This window comes from Sulfuracidifex tepidarius, assembly GCF_008326425.1.
GTDB classification, from domain to species: domain Archaea; phylum Thermoproteota; class Thermoprotei_A; order Sulfolobales; family Sulfolobaceae; genus Sulfuracidifex; species Sulfuracidifex tepidarius.
On the sequence record NZ_AP018929.1, the window covers coordinates 1,352,297 to 1,378,327 of the forward strand.

Annotated in this window: 30 protein-coding genes; 19 read left to right on the plus strand and 11 right to left on the minus strand. The window is 42.8% G+C overall.

Annotated elements, in window-relative coordinates; genetic code table 11:
- The first annotated feature begins 36 nt into the window (after window positions 1-36).
- Window positions 37-810: a DUF2208 family protein gene (locus IC007_RS06715; RefSeq protein WP_054845119.1), complete on the plus strand. Its 774-nt coding sequence runs from the start codon at window positions 37-39 to the stop codon at window positions 808-810.
- Here IC007_RS06715 and IC007_RS06720 read toward each other — a convergent pair.
- The gene (locus IC007_RS06720) at window positions 779-2,074 is read right to left on the minus strand and encodes a cobyrinic acid a,c-diamide synthase CobB (protein ID WP_054845118.1); all 1,296 of its coding nucleotides are present in this window, start codon (window positions 2,072-2,074) and stop codon (window positions 779-781) included. The two genes, IC007_RS06715 and IC007_RS06720, sit on opposite strands and share 32 nt — an antisense overlap.
- 48 nt (window positions 2,075-2,122) lie before the next feature.
- Between IC007_RS06720 and pcn the strand changes: the two genes are divergently transcribed.
- The 4 genes from pcn to IC007_RS06740 are packed head-to-tail and all read left to right on the plus strand — an operon-like array spanning window position 2,123 to window position 5,343.
- The gene (gene pcn, locus IC007_RS06725; RefSeq protein ID WP_054845117.1) at window positions 2,123-2,866 is read left to right on the plus strand and encodes a proliferating cell nuclear antigen (pcna); all 744 of its coding nucleotides are present in this window, start codon (window positions 2,123-2,125) and stop codon (window positions 2,864-2,866) included.
- The gene (locus IC007_RS06730) at window positions 2,866-3,834 is read left to right on the plus strand and encodes a uroporphyrinogen decarboxylase/cobalamine-independent methonine synthase family protein (RefSeq protein ID WP_149528534.1); all 969 of its coding nucleotides are present in this window, start codon (window positions 2,866-2,868) and stop codon (window positions 3,832-3,834) included. The genes pcn and IC007_RS06730 overlap by 1 nt, the downstream gene beginning before the upstream one ends.
- Window positions 3,830-4,873, plus strand: a complete 1,044-nt coding sequence (locus tag IC007_RS06735) for a methionine synthase (protein WP_149528920.1) — start codon at window positions 3,830-3,832, stop codon at window positions 4,871-4,873. The genes IC007_RS06730 and IC007_RS06735 overlap by 5 nt, the downstream gene beginning before the upstream one ends.
- 5 nt (window positions 4,874-4,878) lie before the next feature.
- Window positions 4,879-5,343: a 30S ribosomal protein S15 gene (locus IC007_RS06740; protein WP_054845206.1), complete on the plus strand. Its 465-nt coding sequence runs from the start codon at window positions 4,879-4,881 to the stop codon at window positions 5,341-5,343.
- A gap of 255 nt (window positions 5,344-5,598) precedes the next feature.
- On the opposite strand, the gene IC007_RS06745 is transcribed toward IC007_RS06740, so the two are convergent.
- Window positions 5,599-5,979: a CbiX/SirB N-terminal domain-containing protein gene (locus tag IC007_RS06745; RefSeq protein ID WP_054845205.1), complete on the minus strand. Its 381-nt coding sequence runs from the start codon at window positions 5,977-5,979 to the stop codon at window positions 5,599-5,601.
- A 71-nt stretch (window positions 5,980-6,050) separates the two neighbouring features.
- Here IC007_RS06745 and IC007_RS06750 point away from each other — a divergent pair, with 71 nt between their 5' ends.
- From IC007_RS06750 to IC007_RS06775, 6 genes are read left to right on the plus strand one after another with little or no spacing between them, the layout of a single operon-like run.
- Complete coding sequence (locus IC007_RS06750; RefSeq protein ID WP_054845116.1) at window positions 6,051-6,689, plus strand: 30S ribosomal protein S6e; 639 nt, start codon at window positions 6,051-6,053, stop codon at window positions 6,687-6,689.
- Between the two features lie 4 nt (window positions 6,690-6,693).
- Window positions 6,694-7,941: a translation initiation factor IF-2 subunit gamma gene (locus IC007_RS06755; RefSeq protein WP_054845115.1), complete on the plus strand. Its 1,248-nt coding sequence runs from the start codon at window positions 6,694-6,696 to the stop codon at window positions 7,939-7,941.
- Entirely contained in the window at window positions 7,938-8,381 is a 444-nt protein-coding gene (locus tag IC007_RS06760) for a type II toxin-antitoxin system VapC family toxin (protein WP_054845114.1), read from the plus strand. Before IC007_RS06755 ends, IC007_RS06760 begins: the two co-directional genes overlap by 4 nt.
- A gap of 3 nt (window positions 8,382-8,384) precedes the next feature.
- Entirely contained in the window at window positions 8,385-8,915 is a 531-nt protein-coding gene (locus tag IC007_RS06765) for a DNA-directed RNA polymerase (RefSeq protein ID WP_149528535.1), read from the plus strand.
- Between the two features lie 30 nt (window positions 8,916-8,945).
- Window positions 8,946-9,143: a transcription elongation factor subunit Spt4 gene (spt4, locus tag IC007_RS06770; protein ID WP_149528536.1), complete on the plus strand. Its 198-nt coding sequence runs from the start codon at window positions 8,946-8,948 to the stop codon at window positions 9,141-9,143.
- Window positions 9,116-9,658, plus strand: a complete 543-nt coding sequence (locus IC007_RS06775; RefSeq protein ID WP_054845113.1) for a GTP-dependent dephospho-CoA kinase family protein — start codon at window positions 9,116-9,118, stop codon at window positions 9,656-9,658. The genes spt4 and IC007_RS06775 overlap by 28 nt, the downstream gene beginning before the upstream one ends.
- Window positions 9,659-9,728: 70 nt before the next feature.
- Here IC007_RS06775 and IC007_RS06780 read toward each other — a convergent pair whose 3' ends face one another.
- Window positions 9,729-10,973 (minus strand): 2,3-bisphosphoglycerate-independent phosphoglycerate mutase, encoded by a 1,245-nt coding sequence (locus IC007_RS06780; protein WP_054845112.1) that lies wholly within the window; start codon window positions 10,971-10,973, stop codon window positions 9,729-9,731.
- Window positions 10,974-13,229, minus strand: a complete 2,256-nt coding sequence (locus tag IC007_RS06785) for a CDC48 family AAA ATPase (RefSeq protein WP_054845111.1) — start codon at window positions 13,227-13,229, stop codon at window positions 10,974-10,976.
- 452 nt (window positions 13,230-13,681) lie between these two features.
- Between IC007_RS06785 and rgy the strand changes: the two genes are divergently transcribed.
- Both rgy and IC007_RS06795 read left to right on the plus strand, forming a co-directional pair.
- Window positions 13,682-17,404 carry a reverse gyrase gene (gene rgy, locus IC007_RS06790; protein WP_054845110.1) on the plus strand — a complete coding sequence of 1,241 codons (3,723 nt, stop codon included), beginning with the start codon at window positions 13,682-13,684 and terminating at the stop codon, window positions 17,402-17,404.
- 1 nt (window position 17,405) lies between these two features.
- On the plus strand, window positions 17,406-18,275 hold the full coding sequence (locus tag IC007_RS06795) for a carbon-nitrogen hydrolase family protein (protein ID WP_054845109.1): 870 nt from the start codon (window positions 17,406-17,408) through the stop codon (window positions 18,273-18,275).
- Between the two features lie 49 nt (window positions 18,276-18,324).
- Here IC007_RS06795 and IC007_RS06800 read toward each other — a convergent pair whose 3' ends face one another.
- Window positions 18,325-18,651: a 30S ribosomal protein S25e gene (locus IC007_RS06800; protein ID WP_054845108.1), complete on the minus strand. Its 327-nt coding sequence runs from the start codon at window positions 18,649-18,651 to the stop codon at window positions 18,325-18,327.
- Between the two features lie 47 nt (window positions 18,652-18,698).
- Between IC007_RS06800 and IC007_RS06805 the strand changes: the two genes are divergently transcribed.
- The 5 genes from IC007_RS06805 to IC007_RS06825 all read left to right on the plus strand — a co-directional run bounded on the left by IC007_RS06805 (window position 18,699) and on the right by IC007_RS06825 (window position 21,959).
- Window positions 18,699-19,421: a TrmB family transcriptional regulator gene (locus IC007_RS06805; protein ID WP_149528537.1), complete on the plus strand. Its 723-nt coding sequence runs from the start codon at window positions 18,699-18,701 to the stop codon at window positions 19,419-19,421.
- A gap of 214 nt (window positions 19,422-19,635) precedes the next feature.
- On the plus strand, window positions 19,636-19,782 hold the full coding sequence (locus tag IC007_RS06810; RefSeq protein ID WP_054838111.1) for a ribbon-helix-helix domain-containing protein: 147 nt from the start codon (window positions 19,636-19,638) through the stop codon (window positions 19,780-19,782).
- Between the two features lie 97 nt (window positions 19,783-19,879).
- Window positions 19,880-20,647 carry a tRNA (adenine-N1)-methyltransferase gene (locus IC007_RS06815; RefSeq protein ID WP_054845204.1) on the plus strand — a complete coding sequence of 256 codons (768 nt, stop codon included), beginning with the start codon at window positions 19,880-19,882 and terminating at the stop codon, window positions 20,645-20,647.
- A gap of 14 nt (window positions 20,648-20,661) precedes the next feature.
- A complete protein-coding gene (locus tag IC007_RS06820; RefSeq protein WP_054845107.1) occupies window positions 20,662-20,994 on the plus strand; it encodes a hypothetical protein in 333 nt (110 codons plus the stop codon).
- Window positions 20,991-21,959 (plus strand): V-type ATPase subunit, encoded by a 969-nt coding sequence (locus IC007_RS06825; protein WP_149528538.1) that lies wholly within the window; start codon window positions 20,991-20,993, stop codon window positions 21,957-21,959. The genes IC007_RS06820 and IC007_RS06825 overlap by 4 nt, the downstream gene beginning before the upstream one ends.
- Here IC007_RS06825 and ubp read toward each other — a convergent pair.
- Complete coding sequence (ubp, locus tag IC007_RS06830; protein WP_173569901.1) at window positions 21,921-22,277, minus strand: UBP family nucleoid-associated protein; 357 nt, start codon at window positions 22,275-22,277, stop codon at window positions 21,921-21,923. The genes IC007_RS06825 and ubp overlap by 39 nt on opposite strands.
- A gap of 47 nt (window positions 22,278-22,324) precedes the next feature.
- Between ubp and IC007_RS06835 the strand changes: the two genes are divergently transcribed.
- Window positions 22,325-23,302 carry an aldo/keto reductase gene (locus tag IC007_RS06835; protein WP_054845104.1) on the plus strand — a complete coding sequence of 326 codons (978 nt, stop codon included), beginning with the start codon at window positions 22,325-22,327 and terminating at the stop codon, window positions 23,300-23,302.
- Here the strand turns inward: IC007_RS06835 and IC007_RS06840 are convergent.
- Genes IC007_RS06840 through IC007_RS06860 form a run of 5 tightly spaced genes read right to left on the minus strand, consistent with a single transcriptional unit; the run spans window position 23,286 to window position 25,997 of the window.
- Complete coding sequence (locus IC007_RS06840) at window positions 23,286-23,846, minus strand: XTP/dITP diphosphatase (RefSeq protein ID WP_054845103.1); 561 nt, start codon at window positions 23,844-23,846, stop codon at window positions 23,286-23,288. The genes IC007_RS06835 and IC007_RS06840 overlap by 17 nt on opposite strands.
- Window positions 23,833-24,495 (minus strand): Kae1-associated kinase Bud32, encoded by a 663-nt coding sequence (locus tag IC007_RS06845; RefSeq protein WP_054845102.1) that lies wholly within the window; start codon window positions 24,493-24,495, stop codon window positions 23,833-23,835. Before IC007_RS06845 ends, IC007_RS06840 begins: the two co-directional genes overlap by 14 nt.
- Window positions 24,483-25,478, minus strand: coding sequence for a KEOPS complex N(6)-L-threonylcarbamoyladenine synthase Kae1 (gene kae1 / locus IC007_RS06850; protein ID WP_054845101.1), 996 nt, complete (start codon window positions 25,476-25,478; stop codon window positions 24,483-24,485). The genes IC007_RS06845 and kae1 overlap by 13 nt, the downstream gene beginning before the upstream one ends.
- A complete protein-coding gene (locus IC007_RS06855; RefSeq protein WP_054845100.1) occupies window positions 25,478-25,669 on the minus strand; it encodes a 30S ribosomal protein S27ae in 192 nt (63 codons plus the stop codon). Before IC007_RS06855 ends, kae1 begins: the two co-directional genes overlap by 1 nt.
- Window positions 25,662-25,997, minus strand: coding sequence for an eS24 family ribosomal protein (locus IC007_RS06860; RefSeq protein ID WP_232049049.1), 336 nt, complete (start codon window positions 25,995-25,997; stop codon window positions 25,662-25,664). The genes IC007_RS06855 and IC007_RS06860 overlap by 8 nt, the downstream gene beginning before the upstream one ends.
- Between the last annotated feature and the right edge of the window lie 34 nt (window positions 25,998-26,031).

The following is a 26,031-nucleotide window of genomic DNA, read 5'->3' on the forward strand; positions in this document are numbered from 1 at the left end:
AGTATATTTAATAGGTACGGGTTATAGTTTATACTGATGTCACTAGGATATGGCAGCAACCCGTATAGTAATTGGAGGTTCATAGCACTTTCTCAGTTCTCAGTTATTTTCATTTCAGCCCTAATTAGCTTCTTTCCTCAATACTACATATTGGGCTACGTCATTTATCTAGCTATATCTCTATCCCTCACATCCCTCCTCACATTCAGGAGCAACCCGATGCTTAGGGAAAGGAAATATATGGGAGAGATAATGAGGTCCAAGACGATTTACGAGGAGAAGAACGCTAAGGAGGTCATGAATAAGGACGAGGAGTACATGAAGATATACAAACAGATGCTGAAGAGGAATGGATATTCCATGCTTTACCTTGTAGGTTACCTTGTAGTTGTTCTAGTAATCTACGATGTAGTATTCGACAGATATAGGACAATGTTTGGATCGAACCACCTTGATCTTTTCCTAGCTTTCTTCCTATCGTTGGACGCTGTGGTCTTAGCTAATATATTCATTTCTAGGAAGGTAATGAAAGGAGCTACCTCACAGATCATGGCACCGCAGACGTATAGAATAACGGAGAAAGGAGTTATAGCTAGCGATGCCACGGGAGTGTTCCTTCACTCCAGGCACCTACCTTCCTCGGATATTAACGTGAACAGAGAAAAGAGGTACGTTGAAATAAAGTCAAACACGATCAAATTACCTTACGACATCAGACTTTACACTAGAGACATAGACAAACTCCTGGACGTGCTGGAGAGAGTCAAGAGGCTAGAGCTCAGAAGACAACAGTCCTCGTCCCAGAATTAGAGAAGTGGAAATGAGAGTAAGTACCTAGAGTGTTCTTAACCACGACGCCGTCCTTTTTCTGAAATATCCCTTTTCCTATCTCGTTCTCGAAAGCGAAATCCTTTTCTTCAACTGACAAGGGTGAAGATACGTGGAATTCGTGCCCTTGAAGGATGGATCCTTGGGTCACTCGGCCTATGTCCTTGGTAGCTTTTAGCCTAGTATATCCTATGGTAAGCTTGTCCTTGACCTTTATCTCCATGTCGAAAACTCCGGTCATCGCATATTTCCTCTCTCCGACTAAAGAGGAAGAAAGGTACATCATACCCCCGCATTCAGCTAAGATAGGAACATCGTTCAAAGAAGACTCCTTTATCCACTTCTTGGTGAGAGAATTACGTTCAAGATAGTCCATATGAAGCTCCGGATATCCTCCACCTAAGTAGATTGCATCTGCGTTTTGCACCTCCTCGTTTTCAAGGGGACTGAAGAAGACTAAGTTATACTTCCTCTTGAGTAAGTCCAAGTTCTCCTTGTAGTAGAAAGAGAAAGCTTCGTCGTATGCAATCGCTAGAGTTTTCCTCGTTTCCACGTTAAAAGCATCCTCTGAATCTGGGAGGGAATCGGACTCCGACAAATCCAGAAGTAATTCTAAATCCAAGTTCTCTTCGACAATACTGGAAGCCCTCTCGATGATCTTTTCCACCTCTCCGTTGTCCTCAACGGTAACTAAGCCGAGGTGTCTGCTGTTAACCTCCAAATCCTTCGAGAAGGGGATTCTTCCGAGCACTTTCACGCCTTCGGGGACTGAGTTCTTACAGTAATTGTAGTGAGTCTCAGATCCTACCTTATTGAATATAACTCCCCTCACGTCTACATTACCGTAACTCTTCAAACCTTCAATTATTGCACCCACGGTAGAGCTTACGTTACTACAGTTTATTACGAGAATCACTGGAGTCTTAGTCACCTTAGATAAGGTAGCTGTGCTGTAATCCGTGTTTATGCCATCGTATAGCCCCATGACTCCCTCAATGATCGAAACGTCGTAACCCCTGGAGTATCTTGATAAAGAATTTACCACGCCTTGGTTTCCCATCATCCAGAGGTCCAAGTTCACTGTAGCCTCCCTAGAAGCCTTAGTAAGGTAGCCAGGATCTATGAAGTCCGGTCCAGCTTTGAAAGCCCTTACCCTCATTCTCTTAGATATTGCCCTCACTATACCGGCTGTCACGGTCGTCTTTCCCGAACCGCTACGGTCTGAGGCTATGATGAACCTTTTCATGTGTCTTTCAACCTTAAAACTTTCCTGAAGATTTTAATATAGGTTATCATGTTCAAAGTTCTTTACGGTAAAGCCTCAAACTTCAAGACCATCTTGGACGTTTTAAGCCATATGATAGACGAAGGATCTTTCAAATTCGATCAGAACGGAATGAGCCTAGTCGCAATAGATAAAGCCCACATCTCCCTCGCCACGATAGAGATACTTACCAACGCATTCAAGGACTATGAAGTCGACGAGGAATTCAACTTCGGATTTAACACGCTATACCTTCTGAAGATTTTCAAGGGGATATCAAGTAAGGACGAGCTGGAGATCTCGTCATCATCTCCAGACGTGGTGAAAATAGTCATATACGGAGATAACTCGAGAGAGTACAACGTCAGGAACCTATCCGTAGAACAACCTAGCTTGCCCAAAGTAAACATGGACTTCCCAGCTAAGGCTGTTATCCCTTCTAAAGGTTTTAAATCGGCTATAGATCAAGTTTCCACTGTTTCCGACACGGTAGTAATATCCGCAAATGATGACTCTCTAGTGATCAGGACACCTGAGGACAACAAGGACGCAAAAGTTGAGGTAGTATTCGATAAGTCAGACGAGGTTCAGATTAACGTGAATTCAAAAGTCGAAAGCGCTTATTCAGCCGATTACTTAAGCTACATACTAGGGCTTACCAAGATTTCTGGAACAACGTCCATTGGGTTTGATGAGAAGAAGCCGATTCAGATAAACTTCGAGAGCCAAGAAGGGGGGAAAGTTACTTATTTGCTAGCCCCTAAAGTAAGCTGATGCAAATCTCAAAGTCCATCGCTGGAAGCTACCCAAAGAACCCCAAGCTAGCAAAAGCTCAAGCTTGGTACAGTGCAGGCAAAATAGGGAAAGAGAAGTACGAGAAATACCTCAAAACATACACTATGAAAGTTTTTTCTCTAGCTAAAGAGATAAATGCCTCTTACACCACTGACGGACTTCTAAGATGGGACGATATAGTAGATGTCACTTTCAGCTTCGTGAAGGGTGCCACAAAGGGACCTCTAATAAGGTTCTATGATAACAACTTCTATTACAGGAGACCGATAATTACGTCTAAGCTAACCAAGGACGACAATAGCCTGATCGAAGCTATGGGGTTCTCGAGGGATGTAATGAAAGAGGCTGGCGTCTCATCTAAACTTAAAGGCGTTTTCTTAGGCCCTCTTTCCTACTACAGACTAAGCGAGGTAAAACATTACAAGAACCCTGAAGAGCTGATGATGGATTACTCCCAGGTGCTCTCTGAAACGATCGATGATCTGAAAGGTACTCTAGATACCATTGAAATACATGAACCTTCCATGTTCGAGAAGAGAATCAAAAATGAACTGATTACCAAGTTACCTGAAATATATTCTCCTATTTCGTCGACTAAAATTGAGAAACACGTAATCACATATTTCGAAATGAGCCACCTTGAAAGGTTGGAGAACTTCTTCTCAATAAAGGCTGACTTCCACGGGATTGATCTCTCGGAGAACCTCACGAAGGTAGCCAAGATCTATCCTCGCCTCAAGGGAGTCAGGCTGATAGCAGGGGTTTTGAACACTAGGACGACCAAGCTGGAGAAAGTAAGCTCTATTAACAAGGTTCTATCTAACATCAGTGAACACGGTGCAAAGGAGGTGGTTCTGAGCAACTCTTCTTTAATGGACTTCATACCTGAAATGATAGCAGTGAAGAAAATTAAGCTTCTAAACAAGGTGGGGGGTGATAAAAATTAACAGCAACAAGAAAACTTATCCAGAGGTTCCTATTTTACCTACTACAGTTATAGGAAGTTACCCTAGACCCAAGTGGCTCAAGGAGTCAATAAGGCTGTCATCTGCAGGGAAAATCTCCAAGGATGACATGGAGGAAGCGTTCAACGACTCAGTGATAGCTGTAATGAGAGACCATGAGGTCGCTGGGATAGACATACCTACAGACGGAGAAATGAGGAGAGATGAAATGGTAGAGTTCTTCGCTGAACACTTGAAGGGATTCAAGTTCTACGGCTATGTGAGGGTCTGGGGAGACGCGTATTACAGGAAACCTTCTGTCGTGAGTAGGGTGGAGTACAAGAAGCCTATGCTAGAAAGCGAAGTCAAGTTCGCACAGTCGGTGTCATACACCAAAAACCTGAAAGTCACAATCACGGGTCCTTACACCATAGCCGATTGGTCATTCAACGAGTACTACAAGACTAAGGAAGACCTTGTCTTCGATTTAGCCAAGATAATAAACCAAGAGATAAAGAATCTGGTGAAAATGGGTATTCCGTTCATACAAGTAGACGAGCCTGCATTACCTACTCATGAGGAAGAAATACCATGGGGAGTCCAGGCTATAAACGAAGCTGTGAAAGGAGTTGACGTCAAAGTAGGGCTTCACATATGTTACGGAGATTACTCTAAGGTAATGCCATTCGCTGATGAACTGAAGGTAGACCAACTAGCTCTGGAGTTCAAGAACAGGGACTTTAAGGACTTGGAGTTGATAAAGAGGTTCGGATACTCAAAGGAGATCGGTCTGGGAGTGGTAGACGTTCATTCGAAGAAAGTAGAAACTCCAGAGGAAGTTGCAAAGGGAATAAAGAAGGCTATGCAGGTACTTGAACCTGAAAAGATATTCGTGAACCCTGACTGCGGACTTAAGAGGCTATCCAGGAAGATCGCATACCAGAAGTTGGTTTCAGTGGTGGAAGGGACAAAAATGGTGAGGGAAGAACTTAAAAAGAAGGGATTGTCTACTATCCAGTTGAAACCCGTTGTCAACAGGTGAATACGATGAACAAAAGGAGAGCTAGGGGAAAATCTCATTCAATGAGACCCGTGAGAGCAGGGTCTCCGAAATGGGTCAAGTTCACCCGTGAGGAAGTAGAGGTATTAGTAGAGGAACTATCAAAGAAAGGTTATCCGCCATCAATGATAGGTCTAGTGCTCAGAGACCAATACGGAGTACCTCTGGTAAAGCAGGTAACTAGAAAGAGCGTATCTCAGATACTTGAAGAGAGAGGTTTAGCCCCAAAGATTCCTGAAGATCTTTTCAACTTGATAAAGAAGGCCGTTAACGTGAGGAGACATCTGAGCGAGTATCCTAAGGACAAGAAGGCTAAAAGAGGTCTTGAAGAGGTAGAGTCGAAGATAAGGAGATTAAGTAGGTACTACGTAGAGGTTGAGAAGCTTCCGAGGGATTGGCGCTACGATCCAGCCAAGGCTGAACTACTTATAGCTTCAGCCGAAGCATCCTAACTTTGACCCACTGTTCTTCTCTTTATTTCTTAAATTGATTTAAGGAAACTGAATGTTTTTATCTTAATGATTGGGAGCGGTAGAAGATTCCATTCATGAGGGTAATTCACTTAGCTCAAGCTTCAGAGGGATTGGTGCTACGATTCCATAATAATATGATGATAATAAAAATATATAGATAAAAAAGAGAAAGATATGTTCAGGGCGTGTATGTATATATTATGCCAACTGAATTCCACGTGGTCTTTAACTGCTCTATGTTCGTATCCTAATTGTTTCCTCTACTCTTTCTTTCAAAACTTCAGCTATACGGGAATCTAAGCCTAATGGAGGGGCAATTCTTATCAACACCTTCTTACCGTGAATATCGGCTTCATTTCCTTCAATCCCCAAAAGTCTCGGGATGTCCTTCAGGAAGTGGGTTCCCGTAGCGAAAAGCAGAGGAACTACAACTACCTCTTCTGCTCCCTTCTCGACCAAGTTCTCCAGAGCAGTCCTGAGATCTGGCTGATCGAACTCAAGAAAACCGTACTCTACTAGCTCAAAGTCTCTACTTAACATTTTAGCGTAACCTATAGCCATTTCCTTCCACTGAGGTACTTTGCTCCCATGTAATACAAGCAGGATTCCTATCAAGCTTCTCATTTAACCATTTCGAGTACGATTTTATATACTTGAATTAAGATAAGCTCTTGAAGGTGGAATGATTGCCTGACTTTAAGCTCGTCATTTCTGATCCAAGTTCGACATCTCTGAAGATAGAGAATGTTAAAGTGAAAGTTTCAGATAAAATACAAGCACAGAACGGAGAAAAGGAAGGAAAGACTCTCCCAATAGCTAAGCTAAACGAGAAGACGAAGCAGAACCTTAACGTTGACTTATTCATTACTTTAGAAATTACAAAACAGGAAGGAGACAAAGTCTCCAAAGTTAAATCCCACTTCAAGGTAGAGACTGACTCTTCAGTCCCCGACAATGAGGTTTGGATAGGACAGGAAGCATCGGAGAAGTTCGGATCTCAGGAATTCGAGGCGAAAGCGTATAGGACTAGAGCGTTCCAGCTAACCGTTGATCAGAACAAGTCTTCCTTGATAGGAAGAAAGATAGGGGAAGTCGTTGACTTCGGTGCTCTAGGAATTCCGCTCAAGCTCAAGATAACCGGAGGATCTGATAACTCTGGCTTTGCCATGAGACCAGACGTAGGAGGAGGAGTTAAGAAGAGGCTGCTAATAAGTGGACCCCCTGGATACCACCCAGAAGAGGACGGAGAGAGAAGGAGAAAGACCGTAAGAGGCAACTTGGTAGTCCAGGACGTAGTGCAAGTTAATACTGTAATTTTAAGGTGATGCTTTGTCCTGGCCAAACGTACAACCAGAAGTTAACATAGGAGTAGTAGGCCATGTAGATCATGGGAAAACAACTTTAGTACAAGCTATAACTGGAGTTTGGACCTCTAAGCATTCAGAGGAATTAAAAAGAGGAATGACAATAAAGCTTGGATACGCTGAGGCAAGCGTCGGGCTATGCGAGACCTGCAGAAAGCCTGAAGGATACGTTACAGAACCTTCATGTAACTCCTGCGGATCAGATGAGAAACCTAAGTTTCTAAGAAGGATTTCCCTGATAGACGCTCCTGGACATGAAGTTCTGATGGCTACCATGCTCTCTGGAGCTGCACTCATGGACGGAGCAATTCTAGTAGTCGCAGCCAACGAACCGTTTCCACAACCACAGACGAGGGAGCATTTCACTGCGCTCGGTATAATAGGAATAAAGAATATGGTGATAGTCCAAAACAAAGTAGACGTGGTCTCCAAAGACGAAGCCCTAGCTCAATATAGATCAATCAAAGAGTTCATCAAGGGAACTTGGGCTGAGGGATCGCCGATAGTCCCGGTCAGTGCTCTTCACAAGATAAACATTGACGCCCTAATAGAGAACATGGAGAACCACATAAAGACACCTGAGAGGGATCCAAACAAGAGCCCAGTCCTCTTGGTAATACGAAGTTTCGATATAAACAAACCTGGTACCTCTTACTCTGACCTAAAGGGAGGTGTTGTAGGGGGAACGATAATCCAAGGGAGCTTTAAAGTAGGGCAAGAGATAAAGATACTCCCAGGCATAAGGATGGAGAAACAGGGGAAAGTGTTCTTCCAACCGTTGTATACCAAAGTTTCCTCACTAAGGTTCGGTGATAACGAATTTGATGAGGCTAGACCCGGAGGTCTAGTCGCTATGGGGACTTACTTAGACCCCTCCCTCACCAAGGCAGATGGTCTCCTAGGTAACATAGTAGTCCCGGCAGACGCTAAGGTAGATGTACTAGACAAGTTATCGATTGAGTATCAGCTCCTAGAAAGGGTAGTGGGAGCTAAGGATCTCAACAAGGTCGACACAATAAGAGCAAGGGAGACCCTTATGCTATCCATAGGATCAGCAACTACCATAGGAGTAGTGAAGACGTCGAAATCAAATGTAATAGAAGTAGACCTGAAGAGGCCTGTAGCAATATGGGACAAGAACGTACGAGCAGTGATAAGCAAACAGATAGGAGGCAGATGGAGACTTGTAGGTTGGGGAATAGTGAAAGTATGACGGAGAGAGGGAGTCTGAGAGAAAAAGAAAGAGAAAAGGAAGGAGTACTTTTAGACACTAACATCCTTCTTTATATATACGAAGGTTTCGATCCATTTCTTTCCATATTGGAGCGATTTGATTACAAGCCCGATTTTTTCATCCATAGCGCTGTTGTAAACGAGCTCACAACACTGAAGGGAAGGGAGAAGGGTTTCTCCATGAACGCTAGAATTAATGTTGCCATGGCATATCTAGATAAGTTTTCTAACATGTGGAAAAAGCTTGACCTTCCCTGTTCGGGGAAAGTGGACAATTGTCTAATTGAGACCGCATCCAAGATGAACTTCGTCTTGATGACTAACGATAGAGAGATGAAACAAAGAGCACTTGAGAAAGGGGTTAGGGTCCTCTATGTACAAGGGAAAGGTAAAATTATAAAATCCTTGACCCCATTGTAAGCTATGTATAAACTTATAAAGGCAAAGGGTATCGTCCGAATACCGCCTGAATCTTTCGGCAAACCTTTGGAAGGGGTAGCCCTGGAGAACCTGAAGCAGGACTATCAGGAGAAACTCTCTAGCGAATTCGGATTGGTTCTGGCAATTCTCAGTGCTAAGGTAAGCGAGGAGGGACAAATAGTATACGGAGACGGAGCTACGTATCACGAAGTTGAGTTCGAGGTTCTTTCCTATGTACCAATGATACAGGAGGTAGCTGAAGGGGAAGTACAACAAGTAGATAATTACGGAGTTTACGTTAATTTGGGACCTATGGATGGATTGCTCCACATTTCTCAAATAACTGACGAGAATATGAAATATGATAAGAATAGAGGAATAATGTACACAGAGAAAACTAAGAAGACTTTACAGAAAGACGACCTAATAAGAGTTAGAATATTCACAATATCTACTTCGGCAGGAAGGTTACCCAAGATAGCCCTCACGTCTAGACAACCCGCTCTGGGGAAGGCAGAGTGGATTAAAAAATAATGTGAGAAAAAGGAACATGAGGTATGCAACATGGGACAGAAGGTATTTAAAGCGTGTAAAAACTGCAGGGCTTTAACTAACTCCGACGATGCCAAGTGCCCTGTTTGTGGTGGGCAATCTTTCTCTGATGACTGGGAGGGAATGATCATAATAGTTGACGAGGAATCTGAGATAGCGAAACTTATGGGTGTGCAGAAACCTTGGAAATACGCAATAAACCTGAAATAGACGTTTGTTTTTTTCCTACACGAGAAGCCAGAATTGAACTTTCTAGACCTTACGGTAAGTTAGTAGTCGGGAAGGAATCCCTCCCAGCGGAGGTAGCTGGGAGAAAAGTGATAACTGTAGGAGACTTCGTCACTAAAGTCCTAAATGACGCAGAAGTAAATCCTTACCTTAGTATTATTGATGGAAAAACAATGAGAAACTTATATTTTGGAACCAAGGCTGAAGGCGATGTCGTAGTGAATGAGGCTGGAGTACTAAGGCTTTCATCTATGTTGAAAGTAAAAGAAAGAATTGAAACAGGAGGAGGAAGAATTTTTGTAAATGGAGAAGAGGACATGCTAGCTATACCGGCAATACTTTTCAGTGAAGATGGAGATGTTGTTGTTTACGGCCAACCGAAAGCAGGATCTGTAGTGGTTAAAGTAAACAGGATGATCAAATGGAGAGTAAACGACATTTTCTCAAAATTCCTGAGAAGGGATTGTCAGCCCTGCGCGGGGTCTTCACACTTCTGACCTTTTGAGCCTCATCATCTAAAAATGCTTGGTAGAAGATTCTTCTGCACAATTTTATTTTTATACTTTGCTAGGCTCCATATTTTTCAGCTCTCTGCGAGTAGTTCAGGAGCAGGTTCATCACGTCCATCCCTCTCACCCTAAGCGAGCCCTTTTTCGCATCTACCTCATTAAAGTCCTCAACCTGATCGAAAGGAACGTGATATGGGACATGGATGAAAATCGGTACTGGGTCTCCGGCGTGCTCCTTCTTTTCTACTGGAGTAGCATGGTCCCCAGTTAGTGCTATGACCATGTCGTCTCCTACGCTATCCATAATCTTCCCTATAACGTAGTCTATTCTCTCTATTGCTTTGACTTTCTCCTCTACCTTACCGTCATGAGAGGCTGCATCTGTAGCTTTTATGTGAAGAAACACGAAATCGTAATTGTCTGACTTCAAGAACTCTATCGCTGCCCTAGCCTTGGAGTCGTAGTCAGTATCTATTCCACCAGTAGCTCCAGGGGGAGTGACTACCTCCATTCCGAGCTCTTTACATATGCCTTTAATCAACGCAGTTGCAGCTACAGTGACTCCTCTCATCCCTGTGTAGTGTTGAAGTTTAGGTAGTTTCACGTAACTTGCGGCTCCCCTGACTAGAACGATGTTAGCAGGTAACTCTCCTTTCTTTACCCTTTCTGCATTTGCCTTAGACTCGCTCAGCACTTTGTTCATCATAAAGGTAAGTTTATTTAAGACATCTGAGGTTTTCCTTGCCTCGGGTGTTTCCTCCAATGGCTTACTTTCCAAAACTTTCTTCCCAACCTCGTGTGGGTCAGTATCGCTAACCTTATCGCTTAACCCAGTCCCAGACAGAACAACAGCTACCCTGTGCTCCGTACCTTTGTAAAACGATACCTTAACACCGTCGACCGAGCCTATCTTTGAGTTCAGTTCATCAACTAGTTCCTGTCCTTCATCAAGTTTCCTTCCTGCCCTACGATCCTTCACTATCATGTTATCTACTGTGGCAAAGTTACCTCTGAAAGCTACATCACCGTGTTTAAGCTCTGCGCCCGCTCCTAAAGCTTCGAAGGCCCCTCTTCCTCTGTAATACTTGTAAGGGTCTAATCCGAAAATTGAAAGATGGGAGGTATCACTCCCCGGTATTATACCGGGAGAAATAGGATCCATTAGGCCTACAAGAGACGTTTTCAGGAGGTTGTCAATGTTCGGTTTCTTAGCGTACTGAAGTGGAGTAAGGCCTCCTAAGGAGGCGACCGGTCTGTCCCCTAATCCGTCTCCTATCACGAGCAGAACTTTATATTTCCTCATTTAGATCACGCTCTGTTTAAGCTGTTTAGCCATGGTCTCATACCTCTGCATGTCAGCTTGTGTTAAGCTTGGAGATACTACCTTCATACCTTCTTCAAGGTCTTGAGTAGTTACTTTCACGTCTACGTTATTCATGCATTCAGTGAGAACCTTGTTCTTGCACTCCTCATTTTCACCACACTCCTTGTTTGATCTCTCTACGCACGAGGAGTAAACGTTCCTCAGCTTCAGCATCACGGTTTCTCTGACTAAAGCCTCTATGTCTGCTCCAGTATAGCCCTCAAGTTTCTTTGCAACTTCTTCCAAGTTCAGGTTTGGGTCTACTGGGACTGACTTGAGGTGAACCTTGAGTATGTCTACTCTAGCTTTCAGGTCAGGTGGAGGAACGTAAATTATCCTGTCGAATCTTCCGGGTCTAAGCAATGCAGGATCTAGAAGGGTAGCTCTGTTAGTGGCTCCTATCACTATGACTCTGTTCAACGCTTCTATTCCGTCCATCTCTGAAAGCAGTTGATTCACTATTCTATCAGTTACTCCTGAGTCACCATGCATTCTCTCCCTTGAGGGTGCTATAGCGTCTATCTCATCGAAGAATACTACACAAGGTGCAGTTTGTCTAGCCCTCTTGAAAACTTCTCTTATTGCTTTCTCGCTCTCACCTACCCACTTAGAGAGTATCTCCGGTCCCCTTATAGCAATGAAATTGGCGTTACTCTCCGTTGCCACAGCCTTAGCTAACATGGTCTTGCCTGTTCCAGGAGGGCCGAACAGGAGAACTCCTTTAGGAGGCCTTATCCCTGTTCTATCAAAGAGTTGCGGGAACTTCATGGGCCACTCTACGGCTTCTCTGAGCTGTTGTTTAACGTTCTCTAGTCCTCCTATATCTGACCAATGGACAGTTGGAACTTCTACGTAAACTTCCCTTAACAAAGTTGGCTGGATCATTTTCATTGCCTCCATGAAGTCGTTCATCGTGACCTTAAGTTCCTTGAGAACGTCTGCAGGTATCTGCGGAGTGTCGAAGTTTATCTTCTTCTCTTGGGTGAACCTCCTCAGAGCGGCTATTGCAGCCTCTTTAGTCAGGGCAGCTAGGTCGGCTCCAGTGTAACCATTAGTAAGTTCAGCTATCTTGTCCAGATCTACCTTGTCAGGACCTTCATCTACTAGAGGCATGTTCCTAGTGTGGACTTGAAGGATGTCTTTTCTTCCCTTTGTGTCTGGAGGTCTGATCTCGATTTCCCTATCAAACCTGCCAGGCCTTCTCAGAGCTTGGTCTACTGCTTCCGGTCTGTTGGTAGCGCCTATGATCACCATTTTCCCTCTTCCTTTTATCCCGTCCATTAGTGTAAGCAACTGTGCTACTACCCTTTTTTCAACCTCTCCAGTAGATTCCTCTCTCTTAGGAGCTATAGCGTCAATTTCGTCTATGAATACTATGGAAGGAGCGTTTTTCTCGGCTTCCTCAAATATCTCCCTCAGTCTCTGTTCGCTTTCTCCGTAGAACTTGCTCATTATTTCAGGCCCGTTTATTGAAGTGAAGTAGGCTCCAATTTCGTTAGCTAATGCCCTGGCTAGAAGCGTCTTTCCTACTCCAGGAGGACCATAAAGTAGAACTCCCTTAGGTGGCTCTATTCCGAGATGCTGGAATATCTCTGGATGTTTCATAGGCAACTCAACTATTTCCCTTATCTTCGATTTAACGTCCTCTAGGTCGCCTATATCTTCCCAAGTTACCTTAGGGAACGTTCCCTGCTCTTTAACTGGCTCTTCCTTTATTTCTATAGCAGTGTTCCCAGTCACGTAAACGTTATTGGAAGGCATGGTGTTTACTACAACTAGATCCAAGGAACCAGTGTAGATAGGTATAGGAATAGTCTCCCCTTTGCTCAGAGGTTTGTCCATTAGCAATTCCCTTACGTAATTCACAAATGACTGATCGAAACGGATGGGTTGCGTTGGCGCGAGTATGACCTTGTTGGCAGGAGTTACACTAGCTTTCTTTACTGAGACTTCATCACCTATTGATACGCCTATTGCCTTTCGCACGTAACCATCTATCTTGATCTCCGAATCAGAAACATCGTAAGTAGGCATTGCCTGAACAATAGAAGAACCTCCTGGTCCAGTGACTTCTATGTAGTCACCCGAGTCTGCACCCAGCCTGTTCATTACATTAAAAGTCAGTCTGCCTATCTTCTTTCCTACGTCCCTCTGCCTAGCTTCGGAAACTCTTAACTTGATACCAGTTGACGACATGATTACAAATATTCCGCTGTTTAAATAAAGTCTTTTTCCGTTAGAGATAAAGATTTCGCAGGGACTTTCTATTTATGGTTATATCTGAGATTTATACATTATAAAGGAACTATAACTAAAGGAGTCTGTATTTATTAATCTTATTCTATTATAAAGCTATATTATTTTTAAGTAGTATTATTAAGATTAATAATACTTTCAATAACAAGTTAGTTCATGATACAGATACCTCTGATTTAACATGGTCGAGAGGACCTTCTAAGGTTACATCAAAATCTACCATTATATTACAATGCCATAGAGTTACGATCTAGAGAGTTTTCGAATGAATCTCTTCTACTGAATACATGAGATTATTATGTTATCAACTTTTTTCTCTCTCCAATTAATAACACAGTTACAGATAGCCGAGCCGTTTAAATAAGCCTTTTTCACTAAAACATACGAGATACTTGTCCAATGTTCCTTACTCCATTTACATAAGCTCATGTCCCAACTGTGGAGGGGACATCGAAGCTGATAGACTAGCTAAAGGTCTTGTATGTAGGTCGTGCATGCCAAAGGAAATAGATGTGAATGGTTTGGAATCCCTCTTGAGATATCTAGAGAGAAGAGGGAACCTCAAATCTATGAAGGAGACGCTCAGCGTTTACAAGGAAGCTCAGTTCATCTCGGAGTTCTTTAAGCTGGCTTTGAAGACAGGTCCCATAGGTCCACAGCGTTCTTGGATAATGAGATTAGCTAAAGGAGAGAGCTTTTCGATCATAGCTCCGCCCGGTCTTGGAAAGACTACTTTTGGCGTAATTTCCTCGGTTTACCTTGCCTCCAAAAGGAAGAAGAAGAGCCTACTGATGTTTCCTACAAAGACCCTTGTAAACCAGGTTAAGCAGAAGGTACAACAGGTTGCATCTAACACTTCCTCAGACGTAAGACTTCTGGTTTACGATTCTGGAATGAAACAAGCTCAACGCGCGGAGTTCATGAAGAGCCTCGGAGAAGAGGACTTCGACATAGCTATACTGAGTTCAAGGTTCGCCATGATGAACTTAGAGAACCTGAGTGTTTTAGATTTCGATTTCCTGTTCGTTGACGATGTCGATTCGGCTTTGAAGTCGAACAAGAGTGCTAGGACAGTCACTCTACTGGCTGGTTACACGGACGAAGACATTGAAAGGGTGAAAGAACTGCTTAAACAATCATATAACGACCCGTCAGCGTTCTCCAAAATCGCGAGCCTCAGGAAAAGAGATAAGGTAGTAGTCTTCTCGTCTGCCACTGTAAATAGGAGTAACCCAGTCCTCTCTTCTCTGATGGGGTTCAAGCCGGGTAGCTCTAACATCTACCTTAGAAAAGTTGTAGACTCTTTCATTGAAATGCCTAAAGACGAAAACTCAGTCATAGAGATGGTCGACAGTCTGATCAAGAAACTGGGAAGCGGAGGATTGATCTTCGTTCCAGTGGACAAGGGAAATAAATACTCGGAACAAGTGGCCCGCGAGCTCGATGGGGACTTAAGGGTAATCTCACTTTCGTCATCCTCGGTAAGGAAAATCGATGAGTTCAAGAACGGAGACGTAGACGTGATGGTAGGCGTAGCTACACATTACGGAGTTCTGGTAAGAGGAATAGACATCCCATGTAGAATAAAATATGCTATCTTCTTAGGCATACCTAAGTTCAGGTTCACCATGGGTGAGGCTATCCATCCACTCACAGCCTTGAAGTTGCTTACACTGATAGCTCAAGTTAGGAAGGACAACTCCATAACTTCTATACTTTACAGAGCTAAGAGGAGGCTAAGGAGAGCCAGCGTGGCTTCGCTTTCAATGATAGCAAGGGACATTAAAGACGGGAAGGACCTCGACCCAGCCTTGAAGGACATGTACGCGGTGCTCTATGAGAACTTAAAAGATGTTGACGTGCTCGAAAAAATTTCCGAGATCGGAGACGTCGTAATTGAAGGCAATTCGATAATGATGCCTGATTACATAACTTACGTCCAAGCTAGCGGTAGGACTTCGAGGCTCTTCGGTCCGGAGTTAACTACAGGGTTGTCCATAGTCTTTGTGGAGAACCAGAACTTGTTCAGAATGCTACAGAAGAAGCTCTCGTTCGTCTTAGACGAGAACAACTGGTCTAAATTGGACCTTGTAGAAGGGAAAGTAGAGGATATACCTTTATCTCAACTGATGTCAAAGATAACCAGAGAGAGGAAGGAAATAGCTCTAGCAAGAAGTTCAGGATCCATGGAGAGCTCACTCTCCAAGATCAAGACTACCCTCATGATAGTGGAGTCGCCCCATAAAGCCAAGACGATATCGAACTTCTTCTCTAGACCTACGGTGAGGGAAACGGAAGGTGTTAGAGTATTCGAGACCGTAATAGGTGACAAAGTGCTCATGGTTACGGCTAGCATAGGCCACGTTTACGACCTTACCACGGAGGAGAAAGGCCTCTTCGGGGTAGAAGTAGATAAGAAAGACGGTGAACAGAAGTTCATACCTTATTACTCTACGATAAAAAGGTGCGAAAACGGGCATCAATTCACTACAGATAAGGACGGTAAATGTCCTAGATGTGGAGGGAAGGTGGTCAGCGACAAAAAGGCCGTGATAGATGGATTGAGGAAACTCGTAATGGAGGCTGACTCCGTGTTGATTGGCACAGATCCGGATACAGAGGGAGAGAAAATAGCGTGGGACTTATACGTCTCATTGAGGCCTTTCAACAACAACATAAAAAGAGCTGAATTTCATGAGATAACTAGAAGAGCAATCCTCGAGGCAATAAATAACCCTAGGGAATTCATCGTACCTCTTGTGAAGTCCCAAATCGTGAGGAGGGTAGAGGACAGATGGATAGGGTTCAAGCTTTCAATGTACCTAAGAGATTTCTTCTGGAAGGATTACTGCATCAAGCTTACCGAGAAGAAAACCACGTCTTACCTTAAGGAGGTCTGCAACAAGAATGAAACTTATTACAACTTGAGCGCTGGAAGGGTCCAAACTCCAGTCCTGAATTGGGTAGTCAATAGGTACGTCAATGAATACAAGAAGACTGCAAGGAAAATATTAGTTATTAGTGCAGGTAGCATAAACTTCACCGTATTGAAGGAGAAGGGGATGAAGAAGGACTCAGAAGTTAACGTCATAGTGAAGGGGTACTCTACCTTTGAAGAGAAGTTCGGTCCTCTTCCGCCTTACACCACAGATACCCTTCTTTCAGACGCGTCTCAGTTATTGGGGATATCCGCACAGGAAACTATGAGCATAGCTCAGGACCTCTTCGAAAGCGGACTCATAACTTACCACAGGACTGACAGTACCAGAGTATCTAACGTCGGCATATCAGTAGCTGAGAACTACTTGAAACAGCTTCTAGGTTACGTCCCCCCAGCCTTTAAGGGAAGAACTTGGGGTGAAGGGGGAGCGCATGAGGCAATCAGGCCTACCAAGTCCATGGATTCAGACCAGCTTTATACTGCAATAGAATCAGGTGATATAGAACCTTCAAAACCGTTCAGAAGACAGCACTTCAGGGTTTACGAAATAATCTTCAAGAGGTTTCTATCAAGCCAGCTCGACCCAATAATCATAGAAAGAGTGAAAGTGGATCTAGAGGCTGAAATGAAAGATGGAAAGAAATTAACGTTAGAGTCTCCAGTTGAACTTCCAGTGTCTTTCAGGATTAGCGACGAAAAGGAGGTAGACCGTAAGCTCAAGGACAAAATATATGTACCTTTCCGTATCTATAAAGATGTGCCAGAATACCTGAAGAGTTTACAAAACAATGCCGTGGTCAAGGGAAAAGTAATTAGAGAGTTTCTGAAGTCAGATAAGCCTCTTTATTCTGAAGGAGACTTAGTTTCGGAGATGAAAACAAAGGGAATAGGACGGCCGAGCACTTACGCTACAATAGTGGGAACTCTGTTGAGGAGGAGGTACGTGATAGAGAGTAAAAAACTTAAAAGGCTAATTCCTTCAAACCTAGGAATAGCTGTGAATGATTATTTGATCACTCATTATGGAAAATTCGTTGGCGAAGAGAGAACCCGCCAGCTGCTAACTAAAATGGATAAAGTAGAAAAGGGGGAGATAAATTACACTGATTTATTGAATGAGCTGTACAAGGAGATAGAGCAGATTGATAAATTAAAAGAAACACAAGGTGAATGACATGTTAATAGCACTTCTGCATTTAAAATTGAAGGAGCTGTCAAGGAAACACAACGTTGAGAAAGCTAAGAAGTTAATGAAGATGGCTAGGGACAGAAACGTGAAACTTGTTGTTCTACCTTCTCTGTTCCCGGTTGGAAACACGTTCGAGATTTACAGCAATGAGAAAAAGCTGAGAAGTATGGTGAAGAACTTAGCTGAGAAGATCCCTGGTAACAATACAGACATCCTGATAAACTTAGCTATGGAAGGGGAAATGCACGTCATAGCAGGACCGTTACTAGAACAAGCAGGTCCAAAGATATTTCTCACCAGCTTGGTTCTTTCGCCTCAGGGAGAGATCATAGGTAAGTACAGGAAGGTGATAATCTCGGACAAGGACATAAAGCTCGGGATATCGGGGGGGAAAGAGCCCGTCTACACTCTCCTGGACAAGAAATACGGGATAATATCGGAGGACGACCTTTACTCTCCAGAGATAAGCAGGATATTATCACTTTTCGGAACTCAGGCCGTGATAGGAACAATGAAGGCTTTGTCAAACAACCAGGAAGTTCTGAAGCATTTAGCCATAGTGAGAACCGTGGAGAACAATATTCCTTATTTAATCGCGGGGGAGGTCATAGAGGACGAGGAAGGTGAAATAAAAGGGTCTTCTCCTACTTTCATAACAACTCCAGACAACATGATATATAAAGAAGCTGAGGACTCTGACACTATCCTTACCGTAGAGTCTGAGGTTTTGATGAACGGAAAAGGAAAGAGAGTTAACATGGCGATGCTCGACTCAGTCATAGGAGGACTTTGTAAGAACTACAAGAAATTGAGGATGGAAAACAATAAGAAAAGCAATAGCGAGGAAGAAGAATAGATAAAATATATGCATATATAAAATATTACTCAAATATAAAAATAACTTTTTAGGATGCCACGTAAAGGGCTACTCTTCTATTCTTAGATACTAACTTAACTATTCCTTGTCTCTCCATTTCCTCTAACATTTTCTTGGCTACGCTTATGGTCATCTCAGTCTTTGAAGCTAGAGAGTATGGAGTGACTATTTTTTCTCTCTTCAACTCGTCTGTAACTTTCCTCTTGGTTTCGTTATCTAAAACTATAGTCTTGCTCATTACCTCTTTTCCTGTCTTACTGCTCTTTTTCTCCACCTTCTTTTCTTCCTTTGCCGCAGCCTCCTTCTTCATCTTCTTTTCTACGTTACTCAATGGCTTCTTTGAAACTCCACCCATACCTTAAACACACCATACTTTAATTCTCGAAGTGACATAAATAATTAATGAGCAACCAACTCCTCGACGAAATGATAAGCAGAATATCGAAATTTGCCTCAATTTTCGGGATTTCCAGGTCTGAATTGAAAGTTTATGCTTTCCTTCTCTTGAATGGAAAATCCACAGCCAGAGACACCTCAGAGAAGCTTAACATGTCTTACACTAAGGTTTACTCAATTCTCTCTAGGTTAGAAGGAAGAGGATGGATAGTGAAAATAGCGAAGAGGCCTACCCTTTACGAAGCTGTTCCAGTGAAGGAGGTATGGCTTAACATAAAAGGCATAATTGCAGCGAAGCTAGAACAACTAGAGAAGGACTTCATAGAACCTCTTTCAGCGTTCACTTTCTCATCCCCTTATACTGTCATCATAATACCATCTAAAGATATTATAAGTGCAATGAAAGAATACCTGGTTGAGAAAAGCCAAAAGTACTTCATTGCGATCTCCTACCAAGAGCTCTTAACAGATCCTGTTTTAGAGTTAATAAAAGCCGATTCTACCAAAGGAGAGACGAGGGTAATACTATCGAAAGGTGTGAAATTCCCCGATATCCCTTCGATTCAGATGAAGACAATCGACTCTATGTTTGGAAGCGGGATAATAACCTCGTCCTCTATGCTTCTGATCGTGAAATCCGGAGAGTCTCTGATAGGGCTTTCTTCGAGCCATAGATACTTTGTAGAAATAGCGACTGTCTACTTCAATTACCTGTGGGACCTCCATTGACCACGACGATAAATTAAACTTTGCCTTGTTGAAAATATTTTTAGAAGAAATAAATGAAACATCTTTACATTGATGCGGAAAAAACACTCAACTCAAAAACATATAGACCCATGTTAGAAGGTAAAGTTAGACTTCTTCGACGGGATTTGGAAAAGGGCTAGGAAACCTAATTGCTTAAAAACTTTTCCATGATAATGTGTGAAAACGATCCAAGATGAAAATAATAACCGTAAAGTTACCCGAACAGTTCCTCGAGTCTATAGATGAGTTAGTTAATACCGGAAGATATACTAATAGGAGTGAAGTTATAAGGGCGGCATTGGGAGATTTCATACGAAAGGAGCTTTGGATCTCCGAATGATGAAAGCTGGTATTTTTGAAATGTGATATGTGACATCAGGACTGAAGAGATCGTTTTTGAGACCAATTATTTAAGTTCATTTTTCAATCTTTCGAGGATGATAAAGGAAGGAGATCTGATTGTGATTTGGATCGATGGGAGGAGAATCTACCTGACCAAGGTTGACCCAAAGAAGAGGTTTAGCTCCGACAAGGGATATATAGACATGGAAAACGTGGTCGGAAAGGATTTCGGCGAAAAGGTTCAGCTTTCGACGGGTAGGGAAGCATACATCCTGAAACCTACTCCAATGGACATATACAAGGGTTTGAAGAGACCTACCCAAGTTCTATATCCTAAAGACGTTGCTTACATCCTTTACCTTCTAGGCGTATCCCCTGGAGCTACCGTAATTGAGGCTGGAACTGGATCGGGTTTCATGACAATTTCGATGGCATACTTCCTCGGAAAAGAATCAAAGATAATCTCTTATGACGTAAGGCAGGACACACAGAACTCGGCAAGGAAGAACGCTGAGATTTTAGGCTTGGGCGATAGGATCACGTTCAAGATAGGAGACATAAGAGAGAGAATAGATGAGACAAATGTAGACGCTATCTTCCTTGATATGCCAGACCCTTGGAACGCTATAGAAACTTCGTATGCCTCTCTTTCGCCTTCAGGCTCGCTTGTGATCTTTGTTCCTACCGTGGTGCAGGTCGAGAAAACATATCTCTCTATGAAGGATAAGTTCATTGACGTCCACGCTGAAGAGTTGATGTCTAGAGAATATCAGTTGAAGGAGAACGCCGTGAGGCCTAAAAGTATAGGAGTATGGCACACCGGGTACTTGATTTACGGAAGGAAATTGTTAAAAGGAGATTAACATTATAATACTCTGTGTCAGAAAACAATCCTGGTATAAATGTTAAATTAGTTATTAAATTTGAGGATGAGACTAAATCTCTAAAGGCTGAGATAGCTGAGGACTCAAAGAAGATACTTAATATGGCTACAACGTCCTACTCGGAATTAAAAGAAGAGGCTGAGAAGAGACTTGCCGAGATCTATAACACGATAGATAACGATAAGAGAAATACTTTGGACTCAATGAGGAAGGAATATTCTTTGTCTAGGGAAAAGAAGATATCCGAAGTTAAGGTTGCAGGAGAGAAAAACCTTGATAAAGCTGTAGAACAACTCTTAGACTCTCTCCTCGGTGCTTTCAAATGAGCGCTGTAAATGCCTACCTACATTCAGTAAGCAGAACAATAAAGACCAAGATCCTTACTCGAGGTGATGTCGGAGAGCTCTTAGCTGAGGATGACTGGAAACAAGTTTTCAATACCCTAAAGGAAAGGGAATACATTGATGAAATCCCCTCTTCCCTTGAAGAAGGAGAAAGGTTAATTCTGGACAGACAGATACATATGCTGGAGAAACTTCTAGGTTATTCTTATAATTCTAAGATATCTAAGGATATAGTAAGTTTATATATGTATAATCTTTTGCTTGATGAATTCAAGAGTATTGTGGCTTCAACGATAAACAAGAGACCATTAGCTATGAAATTTCACAGGGAATTGGAGAGGTTTAAAGACGGTGTTCCAGGGTCTGAGGAGGAGCTTCGTTCTGCAATAAATGGAACAATATTTGGAGAAGCTTACTCTTTCGCCTCCAGTTATGGTTACAAGAACGTAACCCAGTTACTTTCCTTGCTGGATCTTTATTTCATAGACAAGCTCTCCATGATCGTGGAGACCCTTAAAGGGGACTGGAAGATGCCCGCTAGGTCAATAATATGCGGTTATCAAGATTATTACGCTTTGAGTGTGGCTGTGTATCAAGGAATCACGGCTAAACACCTATGTCAAGCCAAGGAAGATCTCATCAAGGACATAACAAGCGCGGACTATAATGAAAAAGGTGAAGCGCTAAAGAGATTCGAGCCAGCCAAGTCGATTCCCTCCAAGTCTCCTCCAGAGATCCTATCTAAACTTTGGAACCAAGCCAGAAAGGAGGCAAGAAAGAATTCTTTGAACGTCTTCATGGGTCAGACCTTCAGCCCCATAATTGTCATGGCCACCAGTGAGATGTTGAGGCTTGACCTAGGTGATATTCTATCCATCGTAAATGGAAAAAGGCTGAAGATGGATAATTCATCCATACAGGAGATGATCTCTTACGATCTGGTCTAACATTTTTTCATCTACTATATAATTGTCCCCTTCCATCATTATCGTGAAGTTGGCCAAGGCTGGAGGATCAGGCATCTCATCTAAGGGCTTTTTCCTACCTAGGTAAATCCACTTTAATTTCCCATTTACCTTGGTCACTTTATACCAGTACTTCCCGATATAGATGTACTTCTTTTCATTTTTGTAAACTATATGATACGGCTTAAGGTATACTTCATACTCCTTTATCTTGGAGTTATACCCATATACCTTCGCTCTCAGCTTCTCCAGAAATCCTTCTACGTTTTCCTTTGGTACCTTAACTAGCATAGTGAATATGCTTTTTTTATTTTTCTAAGCATAATGTTAATCAAGAGTGGTATTACATGAACTTCAGGAAGTTAAGTCATACCGATGATACTGTGTCTGAGATAGGTATCGGAGTATGGAGCTTGATAACCGACTGGTGGGGAGCTGACGTCTCCAAGGCAGAAAACGTGTTACTGAAGGCTTTCAACGAAGGAGTGAACTTCTTCAATACCGCTGACATGTACGGTTATGGAAAAGGGGAGGAGATTTTAGGTAAATTGTTCGAGACCAAGAGAGATAGGATAGTGATAGCTACAAAGATAGGTTACGATTTTTATCACAAGAAAGATTCGTTGAAACAGAGTTTCGAAGTCGATTACCTTCAATTCGCATTGAAGAAATCCCTCGAGAGGTTGAAAACTGACTACGTCGATGTTCTTATGATACATAACCCCAAGATGAACGTGATACTAAACGACGACGTCCTAGAGTTCATGAAAGGGGCGAAGGAGGACGGATTAGCGAAGAGTGTAGGCGTAGCACTGGGTCCTACTCTAGGGTGGGGGGAAGAAGGTATGAAAGCGATAGACAGAGGATATGAAAGTCTAGAGTACATATACAACTTAATTGAGCGGGAACCCGGTGAGACTTTCCTAAAAAATGGTGAAATAAATCACCTAATTAGGGTTCCTCACGCTACGGATGTACTCAATGAAATGAAGTGGCCTCTTTCTACCTCAGAGAAAATGCACAGATCCTTAAAGGATAACCAGTGGGTTCTGAAGGCACATGAGAGAACTAAAAATTTGATGAAGTTCTGTGAGTCAAAAGGAATAACGCTGTCTCAACTTGCCCTCTTATTCATTTTACACGAGAGAAAAGTGACCTCTGTTTTCCCTAATGTGTCCAGCGAGGAAGAACTCAAAACCTTCCTTCAGGTCGAGGAGATAGAACCTTTAAACGACGACGATATGAAGTTCCTTTCAGATTATTACAAGAGAAACTATAAGGACCTTAACGTGGAAAGTATAGGAGAGACTATCCGTTATAAGTGAGGAAGAAGTCTAAGAACTTGAGGAAAGCCCTGGCTCTATGCGAATATTTATTCTTCTCTGAAATTTCCATTTCAGCGAAGGTTTTATCTGAGCCGTTAGGTATGAAAATTGGATCGAAACCGAATCCTCTTACGCCCTTAGCTTCCTCACTTATTTTGCCCTCCACATCGCCGTGAAACGTGAGAGTTTTTTTACCATCTGTAAAAGTTATTACGGTCTCAAAATTAGCTTCCCTTCTTTTCACGTTAGAGAGTAACCTCAGCATACCTTCTATGCCTATAGTTTTACGCACAAACTTGGTATAAGGTCCAGGAAATCCATTCAAGGCGTCCACGAAAAGACCACTGTCGTCAACTATCAAAGGAGACCTGAAACTTAAGAAGGAGTCTATTGCAGAGTGGAGGGATATCTCCTCTATGGTATCTGCTTGAACCTCGACTTTAGGACAGTTTATCCACTCCAGTTTCACGCCTTTCCCTTCGGCTATTTCATTCATTTCCTTGAACTTGCCCTCGTTCCCCGTGATCAGCTTAATCGTCTTCATAGTCAAACACGTATTTCTTTCTTTCCTCTCTACTTACATATCTTCCCCTCGATCTTATCCTCCTAGCGGCGTCAAGAACAGAGAAGGCCCTCTCCTTCCCCGCCACGTCAGAGTATCCTTCCATGAACGTGGAGATCAGTTTGTCCCTTACATCGGGTTTCATCGTCTCAAGTGAACGATAGAAAACTTCTATGTCGGTCCCGAAGTCCTCTATATCGTCTGTTCTTTTCGCTAACCCGAAATCAATCAGAAACAGCTCTCCTTTCTCATTCACAATGAAATTATTGGGATTTACGTCACCGTGAGCTATGCCATGCATGTGGAGTAATGCTATATATTCTCCCATTTTCCTGGTTACCTCATCTTTACAATCGGTTTCTCTTACCGTGACTCCGTCTATGTATTCCAACACTAGGGTATTGCTCTCCTTGTCTATATAGAAAATTGCAGGTGTATTAACTCCTATCTTTAAGGCATTGTAGATGAAATGTGCTTCCATCATGGTTCTCTCTGTGTTAATTTTCTTGTCCAAGGATGGATCTCTGTAAGGTTTAGATCTTCTCTCCTTAAATATAGCTCTGTAACCTAGGAAATACCCTTCATAAATGATGGATTCTGCACCTCTCTTCAACACTTTCAGCTTCTCCATTTAGCCTCTACCTCGTCTACCCTCCATCTGGGCCTGACCTGGGACTTATCCACATCAACTGTGATTCCGGCCTTAGCTTCTAACATTCCCGCGTAAGCTATCATGGCCCCATTGTCGCCTGAGAACTCCGAAGGGACAACTTTTATCTCCACTCCCCAGTCCTTCCCTAAAGCTTCAAACTTGTTCCTTAAGCTTCCACTAGCAGCGACTCCTCCAACTATCAGGATCTCCCTCTTTCCAGATAAGGCTAGGGCCCTCTCAGTGGCTTCCAATAGCATATCGAAAGCAACTTCCCTTAACGTTAAACAAACATCTCCTATATCGTTGTTCTTCAAGGCGTTCTCTGCGGCAGTCAGAAGCCCTGAATAAGACATGTCCTGTCCCTTGACAACGTAGGGGAAATCTATTATCTTGTTCCCTTTCTCAGCGCATAGATCTATAACATGTCTTCCGTTTATTATGTAAGGAGGAGCTAGGCCTGCGTCCCTAGAGAAGGTATCCATGAGATTTCCCAAAGCTATGTCTAGAGTCTCACCGAAAACCCTGAATCTGCCCTTGTAAAGGGTTATTATCTGGGTGTTACCTCCTGACAAGTAAAGAACCAGGGGGTCCTTCACTTTCGTAGTAAGGAAACCTATCTCTATATGTCCTATTCCATGGTTGACAGGAACTAACGGCTTACCATAACGCAATGACAATGCCCTAGCCACGGTAGCTCCAACCCTGAGTGCTGGACCTATACCGGGTCCCATAGAGAACGCGATGTAATCTACGTCATTCATGCTTATGGATGCCTTCCTCAAAGCAGACCTCATGACTGACGGGGCTACAGAAGCATGATGGGAGAGAAGGTCTGTAGGTTTCATCCCACCTTCTTTAGGTACGTAAGTGTCCCTTTCATTAGCTAGGATATAAGGGTCTTCATCCCTTACTATTCCTACTCCAAAAGTATGAGCTGTGGACTCAATGCCTAAAACTAGCATTACTTACCTTTCCTTCCTACGAATTCTGTGTATTTACACTTTCCGCAAGACCACCTTTCTACTGGCTTGATGTGGTGTGCCATTATGCTTCCGCATCTAGGACATTTCTTGTTCTTTAATTTTATCTGTTCTCCTTGAACCTCGTAATAGAGCCTTACGACGGCCTTAGTACCTCCTTCCTTCTTAGGCATTGCTCTTTCCACCCTTCTTGCTCTTAGTTCCGGCGTCCCTATCAAGTATGTGCTTCCTTTCCATCTTCTTCATTATGTCCTCTGAGTTATACACGTGAACTCTAGCAAGACTATACCCTGCACCGTAAGGAGTATCAACTCTCCTTACTACAACTAGGTTCTCTTTAGTTTGCAGAAGTGACGCAACAGCGTTCTTAAGCTCCTTCCTTGATGGAGTGGAGCTACCTATATGATATATCCTAAGCGTTAGCTCTTCTCTTCCTACTACGTCGTTCTTCACTCTCTTTTCGACTACACCTTCAGCTTTTTCTGACAACTTGACCTTCATTTCAGACAAGGCAATCAACATCTCTAATATCTTG